The organism is Kordiimonas lipolytica, from assembly GCF_042651265.1.
In the GTDB taxonomy this organism is placed as follows: domain Bacteria; phylum Pseudomonadota; class Alphaproteobacteria; order Sphingomonadales; family Kordiimonadaceae; genus Kordiimonas; species Kordiimonas lipolytica.
Map to the genome: position 1 here is coordinate 63,380 of NZ_JBHSCR010000001.1, position 18,921 is coordinate 82,300.

Sequence of the window (18,921 nt, forward strand, 5' to 3'; positions counted from 1 at the left end):
CCGGTCTCTTTAGCTCCGTCTTTTTGGCCCGCCTCAGGCAAGCTTGTTGTCTTGGCGTCGGCGGCGCAGTAGCACACGAATGAGCGCAAAGGCAATGATCAAGAGCGGCATCAGCGCGATATTGATGGCCGCCAGCCAACTGCCCAGGCTGTCAATTTCGGTCCGCAGGCTCCGCTGAACTTCGCGGAGCGCCTTCCGCGTCTCCAGAAGCTGGTCGCGGAAACGCTCGATTTCCGCTTCCTGATCGCCGGACAGCACAGCCGTGCCCTCAGGCTTCTGCGCTTCAAGCTGGGCGATCCGGTCTTCGGCTGCCTGCAGGTCTGCCTCAAGGCGCTGTTCTTCCGCCAGATATTTGGCTTCTGCCTCACGGCGGATATCGTCCACCACCTCAAACGGGCGCTTGGAAATGCCGCGGCCGCGCAGGTCCAGAAGCGCGTCAGAGCCCGAGATATGGTCCGCCATATTCAGCACATAGCTGCCGTTGCCCGCAATCGGGACGACCACCCGCTGGCCAAGGAACTGCTGCAGCTGCACCCAGAAGCGGTCATCGAACAGGTCACTGTCTGCCGTGACCACAAGATTGACATCCCCTTCCTTCAGCGCAGGGTTCACAACCGGGCCGCCTTCCGCCTCTGCCCGGTCCGGGAAGGCCGTGGCCGCGTGGCCCGTGATCCGCGCCGACAGGATGAAGGATTGGCCCGCGGGCTCCAGGTCCTGCAACAGGCTGTCCGGGTCAGGCACGCCGACGGCGCGCGAGGCGTCATAAAGCATGGCGACGGAACTTGTCGTCACCAGGGGCTGGACGTTTGTGCCGGCATCCTCAAGTGGCTCCAGCACGCCGCTGCTGGCGAAATTCAGATTGTTCACCGAGCCGCTGACCGGGTCGTCGCTTGCCAGGAAATTATCGGTCACCCCCAGCCAGAAGACATAATCCTTCACCGCGTCCGGGCCATAGCCGCCCATCTGTACGCGCTGCGCCAGCGAGGCATCGCCCACCACCTTGCCTTCCGGCATGGTCACGCCCCAGGCTGGCAGCAGCGGGCCAAGCGTGGACGGGCTGGGCGCCATGGCACGCGGGTTCATGGCCTCAGCATGCGGGTCCAGGAACACAAGCGTGCGGCCACCCTTCAGCACATATTGATCAATGGCGAAAAGCTGGTCTTCGTTCAGTTCCGGTGGATGCACGATCATCAGCACATCCATGTCCTCGGGGAGTGCAGTGAAGCTGGGGTCAATATCCACCAGGTCAAAGGCTTCGCCGAGCTGTTCATAAAGCACATAGGGCTGTGCCTGCCCCTGCATCATCGCCTGCGGGCCACCGGGGCCATAGGGCATGGGCAGCTGGGTCAGGAGGCCAAGTTTTTTCTGGCCAGTGCGGTCCAGCCCTACCAGCATTTTAACTAGGTCATACTCAAGGAATTTTTCCCGCTCTTCAGTGAAGAAAGCGATTTCACCCCTGCCGTCGGTGGAGTTGCTGGCGGTAAGCCCCAGATAAAGCGTCGAACCGTCCCCAAGCGGGATGCCCTTGAGGCCAGCAGCGACCGCGTCGTCTTCGGCTTCCGAAAAGGGTTCAGGGTCAATGACAGACAGATGAATATTCGCCGGGTTCTGTGCCTCAAGCGCGCGCAGCATATCCTCTACCCGCTTGCCATAGCTCAGGAGCTGTGGATAGGGGGCCGCGAGCGATTTCGAGAAATAGAAATTCAGCGTGACCGGCTCGTCGAAGCGCTCAAGCGCGCTGATGGTGCCGCTTGAGAGCGTATAGAGCCCCTCGTCCGTCAGGTCCAGCCGCACGCCGCGCATGTAGCGGTCCGCGATCACGGTGACAGACAGGAACAAAAGTGCCGCCATCAGAATCTGGATGCCCGGCCGTTTCATGATGCCTGCTGTCGCCATAGTCTGTTGCTCTTGCTTTTTATCCTCAGCCATCATCCTGCCTCCCGCTTGCTTTCCACCACAACCCGGTTGACCCAGAGCCAGAAGGCGATCACCGCGATGAAATAGAAGACGTCAGCGAAGGAAACGACACCCTTCTGCAGATTGTCGAAATGAATGAGGAAAGAGAAGTTGGCCACAGCGAGCGTCAGCCCTTCGGGCGCCCAGCCGGTGAAAAGGTCCAGCACCATCGGCAGGCCCGACACCAGGAACAGGAAACACACGGTGACCGCCAGAATGAAAGCCACCACCTGGTTCTTGGTTGTCGCAGACAGCGCGCTGCCGATCGCAAGGTAGGCCGAGGCCATCAGAAGCGAACCCAGATACCCGGTGATGATCACGCCGTTGTCGGGCGAGCCAAGCCAGTTGACCGTGATCCAGATCGGCACAGTGAAAAGAAGCGCAAGGCCCGCGAAGGCGACGGCCGCCAGATATTTGCCGACAACGATAGAGCCCATGGAGATCGGCAACGTCAGCAAGAGTTCGAACGTGCCGCTCTTTCTTTCCTCGGCCCAGAGCCGCATGGCAATGGCCGGCATCAGGAACAGGTAAAGCCACGGCTGGTAGGCGAAGAAAGCCACCAGGTCTGCTTGTTCGCGGCCATAAAACTGGCCAAGATAGAAGGTGAACAGCCCCTGCATCACCAGGAAGATCACCAGGAACACATAGGCGACGGGTGTGGCGAAATAGCTGGCGAATTCGCGGCGGAATATGGTGAGCATCGCTTTCATCTTACCGGCCCTCCGTAACCTGGCGGAACACATCATCGAGCCGCCCGGCCTCAACCGAAAACTGCCTGACCTTCCAGTTGCTGACTGCGGCGATATCACCGATCTGGTCGGCGATTTCCGCGCCTTCGCGCGCCAGCACCGTCAGGCGTACATCATCGCCTTCCGTCGCGGCTTCAACCTTGGCCACCATACGGATCGATTTAAGCGCAGATGCCGCTTTTTCCGCTTCCGAGCGGGGCACAAGCATGGTGACCGCGTTCCTGTATTTCGACCGGGCCCGCAGCTCAGACGGTGTGCCGTCAGCCACGATGCTGCCCTTGTTGATGATGACCGCGCGGTGACAGAGCGCGTCCACCTCTTCCAGAATGTGGGTGGAGATAATGATCGCCCGGTCGACCGACATGGCTTCGATCAGGCGCCTGACTTCATGTTTCTGGTTGGGATCAAGCCCGTCAGTGGGCTCGTCAAGGATCAGAACATCCGGCGCATGCAAAATAGCAGCAGCCAAGCCTACCCGGCGCTTGAAACCTTTCGAGAGCGTCTCGACACGCTGGTCCATCACACTGTGAAGATGCACAGCACCTGCGGCACTTTCCACCACGTCCCGCGCTTCGCCGCCTTCGATGCCGTGCGCGGCCGCAACAAACATCAGGAAATCCTTGCTGGTCATGTCGCCGTATAGTGGCGCCCCTTCCGGCAGATAGCCGATACGCTTCCGGGCAGCCACATTGCCCGTAGAGATGGTTTCACCACAAACAATGGCCCGCCCATTGGTGGGGGCGAGGAAGCCAGTCAGCATCTTCATAGTGGTGGTTTTGCCGGCGCCGTTCGGCCCAAGGAAACCAAGCACTTCGCCCTTCTTCAAGGAAAGCGAAATGCCGTCCACAGCCTTGAGGGTGCCGAAATGTTTTCTAAGGTCCTGTGCTTCAAGTAACACATCCATGACCAGATATCCCCCTTCGGTCGGTGGCCGCTTCGGCGCGGCCTTTCGTTATTCTTCGTCTGCTAGATAAAGTCTCAGGCGGGTCAAGGCAAGACCCGCGAGTCTAATAAGCTAGCTTGGCTGATCTGGCATAGCCGTCAAACAGGTCCAACATGCTCTCGCGCCACGCATGAATCGGGTCATCCGCATCAAGAAGCTCGAAGTCGCTGGCGATGCGGGCCCACATCAGGGTGCCGAACAGGCAATAGTCTGCCCAGGCCGGCGCATCGCCAGACAGGAACTTTTGAAAACCAAGTGTGTTTCGGATGGGCGTGAGCGACGCGCGAAACTTCGGCAACGCTGCATCGCGACCAGCTTGTGCCTCTTCCAGGCTGCAGCCCAGGAATTTTTCGCGGGCTTCACGGAAATAAGACCCGTTCTTTTCATCCAGCCGGGCATGAATGTCCGCCACAATCATCGGGAAGATGCCACGCACAACCGTGTTATCGATAAAGGCATTCAGAAGCCGCGCCTGGCCTTCTGCAATCGGCCCGCCGAAAAGCGGCGCATCCGGATAGGTTTTCTCCAGGTAAAGCGCGATCTCAAAACTGTCTTTCACCCAGGTGCCGTCATCGTTCAGCACCGGCACAGTTTTCGACTGGGCATTTTCAAGCGGCTGCTTGTTCAGGAACCGGATCGGCACGCCTTCAAAATCAAGGCCCTTGTGCATGAGCGCCATACGGATGCGCCAGACATAGGGACTGAAACGCACATCTTCATCACGGCCGCAAAGTTCAAACAGCTGTCTCATATCTCTCTCCCTGGTATCGCACGGTGCCTGACAGGGTGGCTAGGGTGCCCGGCACAAGGGAACTTGTCGAGCAAGAAAACCATTATGTGATCATAAGACACTTTGATGATTGTATGAAAATAGTGCTGGCCCGACCGTGGGACAATGCGGAGATAAGGGGCTAGGGGTTCAGCGCCCCGCATACCGGTCGGGCCAGTCGAGGCCAACAGCTAAAATCTCGGCCTGCAATACGGCTGGCGCGCGGCCCATTTGTGACCATTTCGGGGCACTCCCTGAACCTTGGTTTAGCCTCCCGCGCCGACCTTTGAAGCCGCCAAAGAAAAACCCCGGCACGGAGCCGGGGTTTCGCTTAATTCGGTTTAGGGCTGAAAATGTATCAGCGCATCTCAACATCGCCAGAGCCATGCACGCTGGTGCGCAGCTTGTCCGGCTTGCCATAAACGACAACGTCACCGGAACCCTGGATCGTGATATCGGCAGCCTCGTTGGCATGCACGGACACATCACCGGAGCCCTGCACCGTCACTTCCGCGGACTGGCAGATCATGCCGTCGGCATCAATGTCGCCTGACCCATGCAGGTCGGCTTCAACTTCATCGCATGTGCCGCTGATCTTGATGTCGCCGGAGCCATGCACACTCATATCCAGATCGCCGAACTTGCCATTCTTGACGATGGCATCGCCAGAACCATGCACCTGGAGATCAAAATCTTCTGCCTCGGCGCCTTCCACCAGCATGTCACCAGAGCCGTGTACGCCAGCAGCGTCAAGCGAAGGCACAGTGATATAAATCTTCATGCGCTTGATGCTGCGATAGTTGCCGCGTTCCAGCTGGATGTGCAGCTCATCGCCTTTCACGATAGTCTCGATATGTTCGATGATGTTGGCGTCGGCCTCAACGCGGACCGACTGTTCGCTGCCCACCTTGATTTCCACATCCATGGAGCCTTTGAGGTATACCTCATCAAACGCGCCCACATCGCGGGTTTCTTTGGCAATATCGTCCGCTTGGGCTGCAAGAGTCCCCACAGCCAGAGCCGCTACTGCAGCAGTTGTTTTCAATATGTGTTTCATTTTACTCTCCCCCGGAATTATTTGATGCGGATCTTGCCAAACAAGCTATCGCTCTGATGCACTTTCTTGGGCTCACCATAGACGGTGATAGAGCCAATGCCGCTCACGTCTGCGTCAACGCTTTCGCTTGCAAACACCTTGGCTTCGCCCACGCCCTGAACGGACACTTCCACATCGGCGCATTCAAGGTCCTCGGCATCCACTTCACCGGCGCCCTTCAGTTCAAGGTCGAGCGAACCGCACGTGCCTTCAAGTTCAATCGCGCCTGCGCCCTTGAGGTCGATCAAAAGGTTTTCGCTTTTCAGGCCTTTTATTTCCGCGTCCACAGCGCCCATCACTTCGAATTCCTCAAGCGTTGGCATGGTGATCGTCACCTTGATGTCATCGGAATTGAAATGAATGTTGCCGTCATCATCGTCGTCATTGGCGTTATCAAGGGTCAGCGTGCCGTTCCGGACATAACTTTCAAGGCGCGCGACATCATCATCATCGCCTTCAACCTTGAGGGAGAAGCTTTCGCCAGCCTCAAGCTTCAGCTCCATCGCACCCTTGATGCGAATTTTGGTGAAGTCCTTGACGTCCCGGTCCTTTACGACTTCGACATGCTCAGGATGCATGGCCATCAGGGCGGTTGCGGCTGGGGTCAAAATGGTAGCACCGGCCAGACCTGCAAGCGCAAGTCCGAACACACTCCGGCGAATAGTATTCGCGTGTTTCATGGGATAATTCCTCGCTTTGTTGTCGTGTGCCGTTCCAATTATTCTTATGAAATCGGCATCTTTGTTATCTCATTCATGTAGGAAGGGGTCAAGCCGATTCAAGGGGGCTTGTCGCGCCACGCTTGCTATTCATCGCATTTTTCCGCAAACTGGACAGGTAAGAGGAGTGCATGAACGAAGCATCATCCATCCATACTCTGGGGCAACTGCCCGGCAACGCCTCGAAGGCGGGCCGAGACACCATCGTCTATTTCATGCGCCCCGAGCTTAACCAGATCCTGAATGTCTATGGCCGTATGGTCGCCGCCGGCGAATGGCGCGATTATGCCATCGACCACCTAAAGGAACAGGCTGTCTTCTCCATATTCCGGCGCGCGTCAGAGATGCCGCTATACCGCATCATCAAGGAACCGGCACTCAGCACCCAGCAGGGCGCCTGGCGCATCATGGGCATGGACGGCCAGGTCCTGAAGCGCGGCAAGAAGCTCGATCAGCTCCTCAGGTACTTCGACCGCCAATTGGTCAAGGCTGTCGACTAAGGCCCAAAGCAGCCGGTTCAATTTGGCCTGAGCTCCTCGATGATCCGCGCATCAATCCAGAACAAGTCGGACTGACGCTTGCCGTCGCCACCGGCTTTCGGCACCATTCTGTTGAAGAACAGATAGTTGCCGTCAGGCGTGACCCTTGGCCCACCTTCCTCAGCTGCGGTATTTACCTTGTCGCCCATGTTGATCGCTTCGCCCCAGGAACCGTCTTCCTGCCGAAAACTGATGTAAAGATCAGATTCGCCATAGCCGCTCTCGCGCTCGCCGTCCCACATGATGTAGCTCTCGTCCGGCGCGATAAACGGGTGGGCATTCCAAATGCCGGTATTGATCTCGTCGGGCAGAGGTTTCGGGTCTTCCCATTTGCCGTCAGTGAACCGTGAATAACGAAGGATACTGATACCCTCCCGGGTGCCCCTTTCATCCAGCACAAGCGTGCCTTTGGCGGAGGCCTTCAAGGTCATGATCTGAATTTGTTCAAACGCGGGGCCCAGGCTTTTCATCTCCGACCAGCCGTCTGGGGTGCGCTCCTTATATTGAGCCTTGAAATGCAGGGTCTTACCGTCCGGTGACTCGAACAGTTTACGCTCTTCATCAGGCATTGGCACCTTATGCCATTCATTCCCCACTCGCTTGAATATTACAGATTCTGGCTGCTCGGACTCGCGCGAATGCCGCCACCGGCTGACATAGAATTTTGTCATATCCTGGGAAAAACCGCCCGCGTCCCCCCATTCTTCCGTATTCACAATGCCCGGAGCGAAGGGTTGGGCGATCATACCCGGCGGCGTTTGCCCGAGGTAAGGTCCATGTGCGACGGCTGTTGCATCACCCGCGCTGGCACCACCGGTCACAGCCGTCACGGCAAGGACCATCAAGCCAGGCAAAACGGCAATTCTTCTCATGATTCCCCCTTCAATTCGGCAGCGCTTCATTATCTTGATCGCGGTATTGCCGCATTAAGCCATATATCGGAAGCTATACAAAACGGCTGCGATGAATCGTTTCATTGATGCGCCAAAATGAAATATTATAACAAAGCGCATAGCCGTATTTTGTTTATGTATGGGCCTCTTGCGTTACCAAAAGACATCATAGCCAAGCGCCTGCGTGTTAAACCAAAAGGTACTTGCTGAAAGTGGGCGCGCTGGCGCACAGTGGCCGCGCCGGAAACAAGCAATTAAAACCAATTTGGGGTAGCATCATGAAACGCCTGGGCCTGTCTTTCCTTCTAATCGCCTTTTTCAGTGTCACAGCGTCAGCAAACCCGGCGGCCGACAAAGCCATGATGGATGCCATCATGGCAGGCGACGCGGAAACTGCCCTCAGTGCCATCGATGCAGGCGCCGGTGCAAACGCTTTGGATGACAAAGGCGCAAGCGCGCTTTTCCGCGCGGTGCAGAACAAGCTGGAGCCTGTCGTCGTGGAGCTTCTCGAAAAAGGGGCCAACCCTAACGTGCAGTGGGCCGATTATATCGGCGCCACGCCCTTGATGATGGCCGTGCAGGTCAAGGACCTGGGCCTTGCCCAGACACTGCTTGAATATGATGCGGATGTGAATGTGGCTGACACAAACGGTGACCCCGCCATCAACTGGGCGGCCTATTATGGCTACGGCGACTTTGTCGAGCTGTTCCTTGTGCATGACGCAGACACCAGTCTTACCGGCCACGGCAACGCGCTGGAGATAGCCATGCGGCGCGGCCACCAGGACCTGGTGAAGATGCTGAACACATCCCACGACATGCCCTCGCCGGATGCTGCCTTCATGGTGGAAGCCATTGAGGCTGGCGATGATGCCGGTGTTGCGGAGGCCCTGATGCTGGGTGTGCCCGCAGACACGCTGGATTTCACAGACCGCCCTGTGCTCGCGCTGGCCGCCCGGCTTGGCCGTGTGACCATTGCAGAGCGGCTTCTGGCCGCGGGTGCACCAGTGGATCAAGTGGATGCCATCGGCTTCACACCACTGATGGAGGCCGCGCGTGACGGCCAGCTTGAGACCGCCCAACTGCTTCTTGAAGCAGGCGCGGACCCGAACCACAGGTCAGAAGCCTCAGCGCTTCACCTTACGCCCATGCATATGGCGGGGCTGAGCGGCAAGGCTGAGATGGTGCAGATGCTGGCGGAAGCGGGCGCGGCGGTTGACCCGTTGGGGCGCGAGAATGCCACACCGCTTTCCTGGGCGCTGGGCGAAGGCAAGATAGAGGCCGCCATGGCGCTTCTGGACCTGGGCGCTGACCCCACCATCAAAAGCAACTATGGCTACACACCCGCCGACATCGCCAGAAACATGAAGAACGAAGCGCTGCTCAAAAAGATGAAGCTAGCCGAAAACCAGGAATAGATACCCGGCGGCAAACAGCGCCATCAAGGCAATGCCCACCCGGCTCCAGTTCAAAAGATACGGTGCCGGGCGGTCCACACCCTGCACGCTGGTTATCACCCGGTGATTGAAGAAGGCCAGAACAGGCGCTGTCAGGAACGCAAGTGAGGTCACGAAATCCACAAAACCCTTGAAGCCGCCCAGGAAGAAGGTAAGCAGCAGATAAGCCGCCAGCAGAAAGCCCAGAAGCGTGAAGGCATAGGCTTTCTTCTGTGACTTTGGCTCATCCTCCACGATCGGGGCGCCGAGCGACGCCATGACCGCCACGAAAGACCGCACAAGCCCGTCAAAAGCCGTCAGGCAGGTGGTGAACATGACGCTGAGGGCCGCGATGCCGATCAACGGCACAGCCCAGGCACCAAGTGTTTCGCGGTAAAGCCCCATGATCTGGGCAGCGAAGGCAGGCGCCGTATCAGCGGGCTCAACCGCGCCCGAATGCATGATGCCTGCGCCCAACAGCAGGAAACAGATCGCCAGTATCGCTGTGCCCCAATAGCCGATGTTGAAGTCTGCTATCGCACCCGCGAGGCTGGGCTTTTGGCCCATGTCCTTCGCCTTCGCCACAGTCCAGAGGGACGCGAAAATGGAGCTTTCCATCGCCGTGGGCATCCAGCCCGCAAGAGCGGCCACGAACAGCATGGCTTTGATATCAATTGGCGGGGCGGACGCAGGATAGAAAGACCAATCCACCTTGGGCAGCACCAGCACCGTGGCGATGAGGGTGCTGATGGTCAGCACCGCCATGAACAGCTTGTTCAGCCGGTCCAGCCAGTGATAGCCGCCGATGGTCAGGAAGGCCCCTGCCGCCACCATCACCAGCGCGACGGTGGACAGGATGGGCATGGCAAGCCCGAACACAACCTTGACGATGCCCGCTGTCACCAGCGAGAGCGCCGCCACAGCGAAACCGTCCGCCGTAATCAGGACCGCGCCCAGAAAGAGCGGCGGGAACCAGCCCAGGTCGCGGTATCCGGCCACCAGGCTGCGACCCGTGGCAGCGGCATAGTGGGCACCGAAACGGAAGGCCGGATATTTGATGATATTCGCCAGCACCACCACCGCCAGAAGCCCGAGACCGAACACGGCCCCCGCACGCGTTGACTGCACAAGGTGCGACGTGCCCACAGCCGCGCCCGCGAACAGAAGCCCCGGCCCAAGCGCCGTCAGATATTTTGGTGATGCCATCGGTGTTTCCTCCCCTTACCGCGGCTGACGGTATCACCGGTACGAACGTCATGGAAGCCATCAAGATTGACCAAGGGAGCCTTTTGTGAGACAAGGCGGCCAAGGCATTGAGGGATCGCCTGCCGCCCGCGCCCCATAGGGGCATGGTGAAGATCCCCGGGTAAATACCGATCTTCCTGGAAGATCATTCGTCCAAACCGTCATCACGAACGGCTCAGGACGGCAAAGCGGGCCCCGTTTCCAAATGAACTGCCGTTCGCGAAAGGCGAACCGATGACTGATCTTATTACCCAAATGAAGGGGCGCGCGAAGCGGCTCCGAAGCTACTTGTCCGACCTTGGGCACACGCTTAGCCATGCGCAATCTCTGGAGGCCATATCAAAAGAAGAAGGGTGCCGGGACTGGAACACCCTCTCGGCCCAGTTACGACAGCAAGAGAGCACGCAGGCTAACCGCCCACCCATCCATGTTGGCGACCGCACAACAGGCATCTACCGGGGCAGTGCGTTTGAAGGCACTGTACTGACGCTTGAGCGCACCGATGGCAGCTCAAAACAGCTGTGCCCGGTATGGCGCATCAAAATCCATTTTGATGCCCCCGTTGCTATTGGCACAAACACGCAGCTTAATCATACGCGCCAGCGCGTGCGCGCCATGATCAACCGGGAAGGTAAGTCCGTGAACCTGAAGGGCGTGCCCGACGGTTTCATGCAGATAGACCTGCCCTAAAAGATGGGCACCGAGGGGTGGTGCGCCGCCCCTCTCTCCCTCATCTGCTGTTCTTACCGGTGCTCTTACTGGTGCTCTTACTGGTGCTCTTACCGGCGCACAAACGCGCGGAATGGCAGCGGATGTTTCTTCGGCGTCACCTCAACCGCACCAAACCCAAGGAAATCGCCGTCCACCTGTATGGGCGTCTGGTCGTCGCCCAGATGAAGGGTCGCACCCTCCAGCATCCAGGCATCACACCGCTTGTCAAAGCGCCTGAAGCCGATGCTGAGCTGATCCAGAATGCGCGGCCAGGCGCCGTGGCCCTGGCTCATCAGGCAGGCGAGACCGTGGATGTTATAGTCCGTCATTTTCGTGACCGTAAAAGGCCCGGCATAGCGCCGGATGTTGGCCAGAAGCGCCCAGGCGCATGTGCCCGCCTTGTTCTTATGCATATGCCACGGAATGTCAGGCAGTTCGCTGTCGCCCATCAGCGCCTGCAGGATCGCGGGCACAAAGGATGCCCGCCCGATCTTTTCCTTGAGGCTGGGAGAGACGTACCTGAGCACCTCCGCGTCAAACCCGGCGCCGATCCAGCACAAGCCAAGCTGCACCCGGCCAGCCCGCGTCACCTCAAAAGGGTAAAGGTCAACGATATCACGGGAGAGAAGCGCGTTAGCCACATGCCGCGCACTGATGTGTCCGCCCTTCATATAGCCCAGCTCACGCGCGAGCACATTGGCAGACCCAGCCGGAATGATGCCCACCGGCACCTTGTGCCCAAATGCGCCTTCGGCCACCTCGCGGATCGTGCCGTCACCGCCTGCGGCGACAATCACATCCGCCTCGCCCGTCGCGGCGATCTTGGTGGCAAGTTCCGTGGCATGGCCGGCAAATTCAGTATCCAGCATGCGCACGTGCTGGCCGCCGCGCCGAAGTTTTTCGGCGATCCTGTCAACAAGGCTGCTTTTGCCCTGTCCGGCGAACCGGTTTCGGATAATGGCGACACGTTCGCTCATACTGCCCAGCTGTTCCAATTGGTTAAAGTCAGCCCACTCTAGGCTGAGTCAGGTTAAACAATGGCTACATAAGCACAAATTGCAACCGTCTGCGCCCAAATATCACAGCCTGGCACACCCGTCGTCACCAAAAGGTGAAAGAAAGCTGCTTGACCTTGGAGCCTGCTCCGGGGTTAAACTCCACGCCATGACACGGTTCGCACATATCATCGCAATCGCCTTCCTGTTGGCGACCATGCTGGGACAATCCGCTGGGGCAACCCGGGTGGATGGCCCCGCCATGGATTGTTGCGATGACGAAATGATGCAGCAAATGCAACAGATGCAAGACCATGAAGGCGGCGACTGCCAGACAGACACGCAGTGCCCTTCCGGCGATGCCTGCTGCCTGCTTGCCGTCAACAGCGCCCCGGTGCTGATGCCGCATTCGCTTACCAGCGCAAGTCGGCTTGTGGGCCAAATCCGTGTTGAAGTGGCTACTTTCCATGAACCGGAAAGCGCCCCTACCCGGCTGTTTGCCGAACCCCCAATCGCCTGACACCACGCCACACGTGTATCTTTTTGCAGCGGTGCGCCCTCATGCGCCCGAATGTCAGGTGACCCAAAATGTTCAAAATCCTTATCCTTTTCATCGGCCTTACTGCGTTCAGCGCGGTGGCCCACGCAAACCAAAGCCCCCTCAGCCTTGAGGAAGCCATCAAGCTCGCGACCGCCGCGACGGACCCATCGGTCGAGGCCTATAGGGCGCGCGAAAGAGCAAACACCGAAGCCGCCACAGCAGCAGGCGCCTTGCCGGACCCATCAGCCAGCTTTAGCGTGCGCAACCTGCCGGTGGACGATTTTGACCTGAACCGCGAAGCCATGACCCAGTTGCACCTGGGGGTCAGGCAGATGTTCCCGCGGGGCGACACCCGCAGTCTCAAGAGCGAACAGCGCATGCACATGGCCGATGAAAACAGCGCCTTTGCCCTTGAGCGCACCCGCGCTATCGTCCGTGACGTCACCATCGCCTGGCATAAGGCACGCTATAGCCATGTGGCGCATTTGGAACTCAAGGGACTTGCCGACCTTCTTGGAGAACTTCGCGCCGCTCAGGAAGGCAATTTTGCCGCCGCCGGCAAGGCCGCAATCCAGAAAATCTACCGCACTGAACTTGAAGCCGCGCTTGTGGAAGACCGCGTTGCCTCAACCACGCAGGCACGCGACCAGGCAGTTGAAATGCTGGCCCGCTATATCGGCCGGGCAGAGGCCATGCGGGCACCTGCTGAAACGCCATTGCTGGCCCGCGCTGACGCCGCGGCCGCCCGGCTTGATAGTGCGCTTGACCGGCACCCGCTTCTTGCAGCCGCTGCCGCCCGCGAAAAAGCCGCTGGCTCCAAGGTGGCGCTGGCGCGCGAGGCCTACAAGCCCGCCTGGGGGCTGGAGGTTGGCTATGGCGCGCGCTATGGCGGACGGTCCGATTTCGCGTCTGCCATGGTGACCTTTGACCTGCCCTTCTGGACCGGCAGCAGGCAAGACCCCGCGCTGAGGGCCGCGAAGGCAGAAGCGCAGAGCCAGTCGCTGTCAAAAGAAGCCCTGCGGCTCAATCTGGAGCGCGAAGCCCGAAGCCTGCTTGCAGACATCCGCCATCTTGAGGGCCGCATCGACCGGTTCGAAGGCACCATTTTGCCACAGGCCAACAGCGTGGTTACCGCCACGCGGAACGCCTATGGCGCAGGCGACGTGGACTTTTCAGAACTGATCCGCGCCGAAATTGCGCTGGTGGACAGCCGCCTTCGCCTTGCCATGCTCTATCGCGATTTGGGCATCGCCCACGCGGGCCTCACTTTCCTGACCGGAGACGACCAATGAACAAGACCATCCTGATTGCGGCCACCGCCGCAGCCCTTGGCCTCGCCGGCGGATACATGCTGGCAGGCAGCACCATGACCCCCAGCGGCAGCGACGCAGCCGCGGAGAAGAAACCGCTTTATTGGGTTGCCCCGATGGACTCATCTTACCGCCGTGACGGCCCCGGCAAATCCCCCATGGGGATGGACCTTGTACCGGTCTATGAGGAAGGCGCGGGCGGCACAAAGGGCTATGCCGGCGCAACCGTAGACCCGCGCATTGTCAACAATATCGGGGTCAAGACCACGCCTGTTGAACGCGCCATGCTGATGCCGGTAATCGATACGGTCGGCAAGATCACCTATGACGAAAAGGCCACTGCACACGTACACGTGCGGGCAGACGGCTGGGTGGAAAAACTGCATGTCCGCGCCGAAGGCGAGCGGGTCAAGAAGGGCGACGCGCTGTTTGATGTTTATTCGCCTGAACTGGTCACAGCCCAAAGCGAATATCTGCAGGCCCGCACGGCAGGCCGCAGTGCGCTGGTGGCATCGGCCCGCGAACGCCTGGTGGGCCTTGGCCTGACCGACGCGCAGATCGGCGCGCTCGATGGCCGCAGCAAACCGTGGCAGACCATCACTGTGCGCGCACCGCTGGACGGCACGGTCACCATGCTGAATGTCAGCGACGCGGCCCGCATCACCGCAGGCAAGCCAGCCATGCAGATCACCAACCTGGACAAGGTGTGGCTGATCGCTGACGTGTTCGAGGCGGACATGACAGAGGTGCGTATCGGCGCCAAGGCCACCGCCACATCCGACGCCACAGGCGAGACGGTGTTTGAAAGCACGGTAGATCATATCTATCCGGACCTCAATAAAATGACCCGCACCAACCCGGTACGTATCCTGCTGGATAACCCGGACGGCCGCTTGCGCCCGGGCATGTATATGCGCATCCGCATCAGCCGTCCGATGATCGAAGACACGCTTGTGGTGCCCGCCACCGCCCTGATCCGGCTGGGCAGCAGCAATCATGTCATGCTGGCGGAAGGCGACGGCAAGTTCCGCCCTGCTGAGGTAACAGTGGGTGAAACCGTGGGAAGCCGCGTGCAAATCCTTGGTGGCCTCAGGGCTGGCGAGCGCGTGGTTACCGCCGGGCAGTTCATGCTGGACGCGGAAAGCAGCTTCCAGGGCGCCAGCATGCGCATGAGCGCACCAGAGCAGGCCATGGAAGATATGGCCATGGAAGAGCCTGAGCCCCAGTCTGGTTTCACATCCGGCACCATCAACGAAGTGATGCTGGACGAGCGGACGCTGAACATCAGCCATGGCCCAATCGATGCTTTCGATATGATGGGCATGACCATGATCTTCCCGGTGTCGGACGACGTGGACATGAGCACTCTTGAAGCCGGACAGGAGATTCATTTCGAAGTCACCAAGACGCCGGAGGGCCGCTATCTGGTGACAACCATCCACGTAATGGGAGGCCATGAATGATCGCCGCCCTGATCCGCGCATCCGTACAGCACAGGGTGCTGGTGGTGCTTCTGGCGCTTATCGCGCTTGCCTGGGGTATTGTCACCCTCAGGCAGACGCCGCTTGACGCCATCCCTGACCTTTCCGATGTGCAGGTGATTGTCAAAACCCGCTTCCCGGGCCAGGCCCCGAAGGTGGTGGAAGACCAAATCACCTACCCGCTGACAACCGCGCTGATGGCGGTGCCGAAAGCCACCAATGTACGCGGCTTCTCCTTCTTCGGGGACAGCTATGTCTATGTACTGTTTGAGGACGGCACAGACCTTTATTGGGCGCGCTCCCGCGTGCTGGAATATCTCAACCAGGTGGCGGGCCAGCTGCCCGAAGGCGTGCGCCCCGAACTTGGCCCCGACGCCACAGGCGTAGGCTGGATTTACCAGTATGCGCTGATCGACCGCAGCGGCAAACACGACCTTGCAGACCTCACAAGCCTGCAGAACTGGTTCCTCAAGTTTGAGCTTCAGAGCGTGTCGGGTGTCGCGGAAGTGGCCACAATCGGCGGCATGGTTCGCCAATATCAGGTGGTGCTGGACCCGCTGAAGCTCAGGACCTTCGGCCTCACGCTCGCGGAAGTCAGAAACGCCATCCAGATGGGGAACGGCGAAGTGGGTGGCTCGGTGATCGAGCTTGCCGAAGCCGAATATATGATCCGCGCCAAGGGCTATGTATCGTCCGTCGATGACCTGAAAGCCATCCCCGTTGGGCGGCTTGAGGAAGGTACGCCTGTGATGCTCGCGGACGTTGCGACCATATCGATCGGGCCCCAGATGCGCCGCGCAGTTGGCGAACTGAACGGTGAAGGCGAAGCCGTGGGCGGCGTGGTAATCATCCGCTCAGGCGAAAACGCCTATGACACTATTCAGGCGGTGAAGGAAAAGCTGGCAGAGCTCAAAAGCGGCCTGCCGGAAGGGGTTGAGGTCGTCACCACCTATGACCGGTCTGGCCTGATTGAACGCGCCGTCGACAACCTCAAGGGCAAGCTGACAGAAGAGATGATCGTGGTCATCCTGACCTGCGCCCTGTTCCTTCTGCACTTCCGCTCGTCGCTCGTGATCCTGCTCTCATTGCCGCTTGGTATCCTGATGGCTTTCGTTGTCATGAAGGCGCAGGGCATCAATGCCAACATCATGTCGCTTGGCGGCATCGCCATTGCTATCGGCGCCATGGTGGACGCCGCCATCGTGATGATCGAAGGGCTTCACAGGCGGCTAGAGGACGAGAAGCTCACAGATGAAAACCGCTGGCGGATTGTTGCGGAAGTCTGTGTAGAAATGGGTCCGGCGCTTTTTTTCTCGCTGCTGATCATCACCGTCAGCTTCGTGCCGGTGTTCGCGCTGGAAGCCCAGGAAGGGCGGCTGTTTGGCCCGCTGGCCTTCACCAAGACCTATTCGATGGCGGCAGCGGCGATCCTGTCGGTCACGCTTGTGCCGGTGCTAATGGGATACCTGATCCGCGGCAAAATCACGCCTGAGCACAAGAACCCACTCAATCGCGCTTTGGCCGCGGCCTACCGGCCGCTATTGAAGACCGTGCTGAAGTTCCCGAAGGTTGCGATCCTGGCCGCGCTGGCCATCACCCTTTCGGGCATTCTGCCGCTCTCGAAACTCGGCAGCGAATTCATGCCGGACCTCAACGAGGGCGACTTCCTTTATATGCCGTCCGCCTTCCCTGGCGTGTCGGTCGGCAAGGCGCGGGAACTTGTTCAGCAGACCAACAAGATGATCATGACGGTGCCTGAGGTGAAGACCGCCTACGGCAAGGCCGGCCGCGCGCTGACCGCCACAGATCCCGCGCCTCTCACGATGATCGAGACCACCGTGCAGCTTAAGCCAATGAATGAATGGCGCGAGGGCATGACCATTGAGAAGATCAAGGCGGAACTGAACGCGGTGGTGCAGATTCCGGGGCTGACAAACGCCTGGGTGATGCCTATCAAGGGCCGGATCGACATGCTGGCCACCGGCATCAAGACGCCCATCGGCATCAAGATCCAGGGGCCTGACCTTGAGACCATCGCCACCATCGGCACCGATATCGAACGCCTCCTGAAGGACGTGCCGGGCACAGCATCCGTTTATGCCGAACGGGTGGTGGGTGGCCGCTATGTTGAAGTGGACGTGCGCCGCAATGATGCCGCGCGATACGGCATGACCGTGGCGGCAGTGCAGGATGTTGTGCGCTCAGCCATCGGCGGCGCCAACGTGGGCCAGACGGTCGAGGGGCTGGAGCGCTACCCCATCAACCTGCGCTTCCCGCGCGACGTGCGCGACAGCCCTGAAGCCTTGCGGGCGCTGCCGGTCGTGACCCCCACAGGCGCACAAGTACCGCTGAAGGTTCTGGCTGACATTCACGTTACTGACGGGCCAGGCATGATCCGCAGTGAAAACGCCCGCCCCGGTGGTTGGGTGTTCGTGGACATCGAAGGCGTGGACGTGGGCACCTATGTGCCGCGCGCGCAGGCCGCCCTTGAACGCGCTGGCAAGCTGCCCGCGGGCTATACGCTCGGCTGGTCAGGCCAGTTCGAATATATGGAACGCGCGAAGGAACGCCTGACCTTGATTGTGCCGGTGACGCTGGCGCTGATCGTCATCATTCTGTTCCTGTTGTTCAAGCGTCTGACGGACGTGGCGCTGGTGCTGGTGAGCCTGCCGCTCGCGCTCACCGGCAGCTTCTGGTTCATGCACATGCTGGGCTATGACCTGTCTATCGCTGTTGCCGTCGGGCTGATTGCGCTGGCCGGTGTGGCCGTGGAAACGGCCGTCGTGATGCTGGTGTTCCTGCATAAGGCAGTTGAGGAAAACGAGGCCCATCCAAAGCCTGATACAAACCTCGCCAGCGTGATCACCGAGGGGGCATTGAGGCGGCTGAGGCCGATCATGATGACCACCCTGACGGTGATCATCGGGCTGGTGCCCATCATGTATGGCACCGGCACCGGGTCTGAAGTGATGCGGCGCATCGCGGCGCCCATGGTGGGCGGCATGGTCACCGCGCTTGTTCTGACACTAATCGTTATCCCGGCAGCCTTCTATCTGCTAGAACGGCATAGGCTGGGAAATGGGGAGGAAACCAAATGAAATCGATGAAACACACACTTGTTGCCATGCTTGGCCTTGTCCTGATGATGGCCCTGCCCGCAGCGGCACAATCCAGCCCCGAAGAGGTAGCCGATGCTTTCAACAAGGCTATCGAATCAGCGGATGAAGCCGCGGTTGAGCGCCTGCTGGCGCCTGACGTGATGATCCTTGAAGGCGGACACGCGCAAAAGAGCCGCGCGGACTATATGGCTGGCCACATGAAATCCGACATGGCTTTCATCCCGCACATGACCCGAACGGTGCTGGACCGTCAGGTAAGCGCAGATGGCGACCTGGCGTGGGTGGTGACTTTCTCGACCATGAAAGGCAGCTTTAAGGGCAAGGATTATGACTTTTCCTCGCGCGAACTACTGGTGATGAAAAAGACCGATGGCACCTGGCAGATCACGCTGGTGCACTGGACCGACAAATAAACTGGG

Annotated in this window: 17 protein-coding genes; 8 read left to right on the plus strand and 9 right to left on the minus strand. The window is 59.4% G+C overall.

What is annotated here, in order from left to right:
• Positions 1 to 33: 33 nt before the first annotated feature.
• The 6 genes from ACFO5Q_RS00255 to ACFO5Q_RS00280 all read right to left on the minus strand — a co-directional run bounded on the left by ACFO5Q_RS00255 (position 34) and on the right by ACFO5Q_RS00280 (position 6,193).
• A complete protein-coding gene (locus tag ACFO5Q_RS00255; RefSeq protein ID WP_197421211.1) occupies positions 34 to 1,929 on the minus strand; it encodes a Gldg family protein in 1,896 nt (631 codons plus the stop codon).
• Positions 1,929 to 2,666: an ABC transporter permease subunit gene (locus tag ACFO5Q_RS00260; RefSeq protein WP_068150482.1), complete on the minus strand. Its 738-nt coding sequence runs from the start codon at positions 2,664 to 2,666 to the stop codon at positions 1,929 to 1,931. The genes ACFO5Q_RS00255 and ACFO5Q_RS00260 overlap by 1 nt, the downstream gene beginning before the upstream one ends.
• A 1-nt stretch (position 2,667) precedes the next feature.
• Positions 2,668 to 3,609, minus strand: coding sequence for an ABC transporter ATP-binding protein (locus ACFO5Q_RS00265; RefSeq protein ID WP_068150485.1), 942 nt, complete (start codon positions 3,607 to 3,609; stop codon positions 2,668 to 2,670).
• A 103-nt stretch (positions 3,610 to 3,712) separates the two neighbouring features.
• Positions 3,713 to 4,399 (minus strand): glutathione S-transferase family protein, encoded by a 687-nt coding sequence (locus ACFO5Q_RS00270; RefSeq protein ID WP_068150489.1) that lies wholly within the window; start codon positions 4,397 to 4,399, stop codon positions 3,713 to 3,715.
• Between the two features lie 376 nt (positions 4,400 to 4,775).
• On the minus strand, positions 4,776 to 5,474 hold the full coding sequence (locus tag ACFO5Q_RS00275; RefSeq protein WP_068150492.1) for a head GIN domain-containing protein: 699 nt from the start codon (positions 5,472 to 5,474) through the stop codon (positions 4,776 to 4,778).
• Positions 5,475 to 5,491: 17 nt separating this feature from the next.
• Positions 5,492 to 6,193, minus strand: coding sequence for a head GIN domain-containing protein (locus ACFO5Q_RS00280; RefSeq protein WP_068150495.1), 702 nt, complete (start codon positions 6,191 to 6,193; stop codon positions 5,492 to 5,494).
• Positions 6,194 to 6,363: 170 nt separating this feature from the next.
• Here ACFO5Q_RS00280 and ACFO5Q_RS00285 point away from each other — a divergent pair, with 170 nt between their 5' ends.
• Positions 6,364 to 6,732, plus strand: a complete 369-nt coding sequence (locus tag ACFO5Q_RS00285; protein WP_068150498.1) for a DUF2794 domain-containing protein — start codon at positions 6,364 to 6,366, stop codon at positions 6,730 to 6,732.
• A 17-nt stretch (positions 6,733 to 6,749) separates the two neighbouring features.
• Here the strand turns inward: ACFO5Q_RS00285 and ACFO5Q_RS00290 are convergent, their stop codons facing one another.
• Complete coding sequence (locus ACFO5Q_RS00290; protein ID WP_197421212.1) at positions 6,750 to 7,643, minus strand: TolB-like translocation protein; 894 nt, start codon at positions 7,641 to 7,643, stop codon at positions 6,750 to 6,752.
• A 299-nt stretch (positions 7,644 to 7,942) separates the two neighbouring features.
• Between ACFO5Q_RS00290 and ACFO5Q_RS00295 the strand changes: the two genes are divergently transcribed.
• Positions 7,943 to 9,082 carry an ankyrin repeat domain-containing protein gene (locus tag ACFO5Q_RS00295; RefSeq protein ID WP_068150504.1) on the plus strand — a complete coding sequence of 380 codons (1,140 nt, stop codon included), beginning with the start codon at positions 7,943 to 7,945 and terminating at the stop codon, positions 9,080 to 9,082.
• Here ACFO5Q_RS00295 and ACFO5Q_RS00300 read toward each other — a convergent pair.
• The gene (locus ACFO5Q_RS00300; RefSeq protein ID WP_068150508.1) at positions 9,062 to 10,306 is read right to left on the minus strand and encodes an NRAMP family divalent metal transporter; all 1,245 of its coding nucleotides are present in this window, start codon (positions 10,304 to 10,306) and stop codon (positions 9,062 to 9,064) included. The genes ACFO5Q_RS00295 and ACFO5Q_RS00300 overlap by 21 nt on opposite strands.
• A 273-nt stretch (positions 10,307 to 10,579) precedes the next feature.
• On the opposite strand from ACFO5Q_RS00300, the gene ACFO5Q_RS00305 reads away from it, so the two are divergent.
• Positions 10,580 to 11,035, plus strand: coding sequence for a glyoxalase superfamily protein (locus ACFO5Q_RS00305; RefSeq protein WP_068150512.1), 456 nt, complete (start codon positions 10,580 to 10,582; stop codon positions 11,033 to 11,035).
• Positions 11,036 to 11,124: 89 nt separating this feature from the next.
• On the opposite strand, the gene ACFO5Q_RS00310 is transcribed toward ACFO5Q_RS00305, so the two are convergent.
• Positions 11,125 to 12,033, minus strand: a complete 909-nt coding sequence (locus ACFO5Q_RS00310) for a diacylglycerol/lipid kinase family protein (RefSeq protein ID WP_068150514.1) — start codon at positions 12,031 to 12,033, stop codon at positions 11,125 to 11,127.
• A gap of 187 nt (positions 12,034 to 12,220) precedes the next feature.
• Here ACFO5Q_RS00310 and ACFO5Q_RS00315 point away from each other — a divergent pair, with 187 nt between their 5' ends.
• The 5 genes from ACFO5Q_RS00315 to ACFO5Q_RS00335 all read left to right on the plus strand — a co-directional run bounded on the left by ACFO5Q_RS00315 (position 12,221) and on the right by ACFO5Q_RS00335 (position 18,915).
• A complete protein-coding gene (locus tag ACFO5Q_RS00315; protein ID WP_068150516.1) occupies positions 12,221 to 12,571 on the plus strand; it encodes a hypothetical protein in 351 nt (116 codons plus the stop codon).
• 68 nt (positions 12,572 to 12,639) lie between these two features.
• Positions 12,640 to 13,884 carry a TolC family protein gene (locus tag ACFO5Q_RS00320; protein WP_068150519.1) on the plus strand — a complete coding sequence of 415 codons (1,245 nt, stop codon included), beginning with the start codon at positions 12,640 to 12,642 and terminating at the stop codon, positions 13,882 to 13,884.
• Positions 13,881 to 15,365: an efflux RND transporter periplasmic adaptor subunit gene (locus tag ACFO5Q_RS00325; protein ID WP_068150522.1), complete on the plus strand. Its 1,485-nt coding sequence runs from the start codon at positions 13,881 to 13,883 to the stop codon at positions 15,363 to 15,365. Before ACFO5Q_RS00320 ends, ACFO5Q_RS00325 begins: the two co-directional genes overlap by 4 nt.
• A complete protein-coding gene (locus tag ACFO5Q_RS00330; RefSeq protein WP_068150524.1) occupies positions 15,362 to 18,481 on the plus strand; it encodes an efflux RND transporter permease subunit in 3,120 nt (1,039 codons plus the stop codon). The genes ACFO5Q_RS00325 and ACFO5Q_RS00330 overlap by 4 nt, the downstream gene beginning before the upstream one ends.
• Positions 18,478 to 18,915: a YybH family protein gene (locus ACFO5Q_RS00335; protein ID WP_068150527.1), complete on the plus strand. Its 438-nt coding sequence runs from the start codon at positions 18,478 to 18,480 to the stop codon at positions 18,913 to 18,915. The genes ACFO5Q_RS00330 and ACFO5Q_RS00335 overlap by 4 nt, the downstream gene beginning before the upstream one ends.
• Positions 18,916 to 18,921: the final 6 nt, after the last annotated feature.

Coding starts and splice junctions, on each gene's coding strand:
- ACFO5Q_RS00255 (WP_197421211.1), bottom strand. CDS start 1,929: ATGGCTGAGGATAAAAAGCAAGAGCAACAGACTATGGCGACAGCAGGC.
- ACFO5Q_RS00260 (WP_068150482.1), bottom strand. CDS start 2,666: ATGAAAGCGATGCTCACCATATTCCGCCGCGAATTCGCCAGCTATTTC.
- ACFO5Q_RS00265 (WP_068150485.1), bottom strand. CDS start 3,609: ATGGATGTGTTACTTGAAGCACAGGACCTTAGAAAACATTTCGGCACC.
- ACFO5Q_RS00270 (WP_068150489.1), bottom strand. CDS start 4,399: ATGAGACAGCTGTTTGAACTTTGCGGCCGTGATGAAGATGTGCGTTTC.
- ACFO5Q_RS00275 (WP_068150492.1), bottom strand. CDS start 5,474: ATGAAACACATATTGAAAACAACTGCTGCAGTAGCGGCTCTGGCTGTG.
- ACFO5Q_RS00280 (WP_068150495.1), bottom strand. CDS start 6,193: ATGAAACACGCGAATACTATTCGCCGGAGTGTGTTCGGACTTGCGCTT.
- ACFO5Q_RS00285 (WP_068150498.1), top strand. CDS start 6,364: ATGAACGAAGCATCATCCATCCATACTCTGGGGCAACTGCCCGGCAAC.
- ACFO5Q_RS00290 (WP_197421212.1), bottom strand. CDS start 7,643: ATGAGAAGAATTGCCGTTTTGCCTGGCTTGATGGTCCTTGCCGTGACG.
- ACFO5Q_RS00295 (WP_068150504.1), top strand. CDS start 7,943: ATGAAACGCCTGGGCCTGTCTTTCCTTCTAATCGCCTTTTTCAGTGTC.
- ACFO5Q_RS00300 (WP_068150508.1), bottom strand. CDS start 10,306: ATGGCATCACCAAAATATCTGACGGCGCTTGGGCCGGGGCTTCTGTTC.
- ACFO5Q_RS00305 (WP_068150512.1), top strand. CDS start 10,580: ATGACTGATCTTATTACCCAAATGAAGGGGCGCGCGAAGCGGCTCCGA.
- ACFO5Q_RS00310 (WP_068150514.1), bottom strand. CDS start 12,033: ATGAGCGAACGTGTCGCCATTATCCGAAACCGGTTCGCCGGACAGGGC.
- ACFO5Q_RS00315 (WP_068150516.1), top strand. CDS start 12,221: ATGACACGGTTCGCACATATCATCGCAATCGCCTTCCTGTTGGCGACC.
- ACFO5Q_RS00320 (WP_068150519.1), top strand. CDS start 12,640: ATGTTCAAAATCCTTATCCTTTTCATCGGCCTTACTGCGTTCAGCGCG.
- ACFO5Q_RS00325 (WP_068150522.1), top strand. CDS start 13,881: ATGAACAAGACCATCCTGATTGCGGCCACCGCCGCAGCCCTTGGCCTC.
- ACFO5Q_RS00330 (WP_068150524.1), top strand. CDS start 15,362: ATGATCGCCGCCCTGATCCGCGCATCCGTACAGCACAGGGTGCTGGTG.
- ACFO5Q_RS00335 (WP_068150527.1), top strand. CDS start 18,478: ATGAAATCGATGAAACACACACTTGTTGCCATGCTTGGCCTTGTCCTG.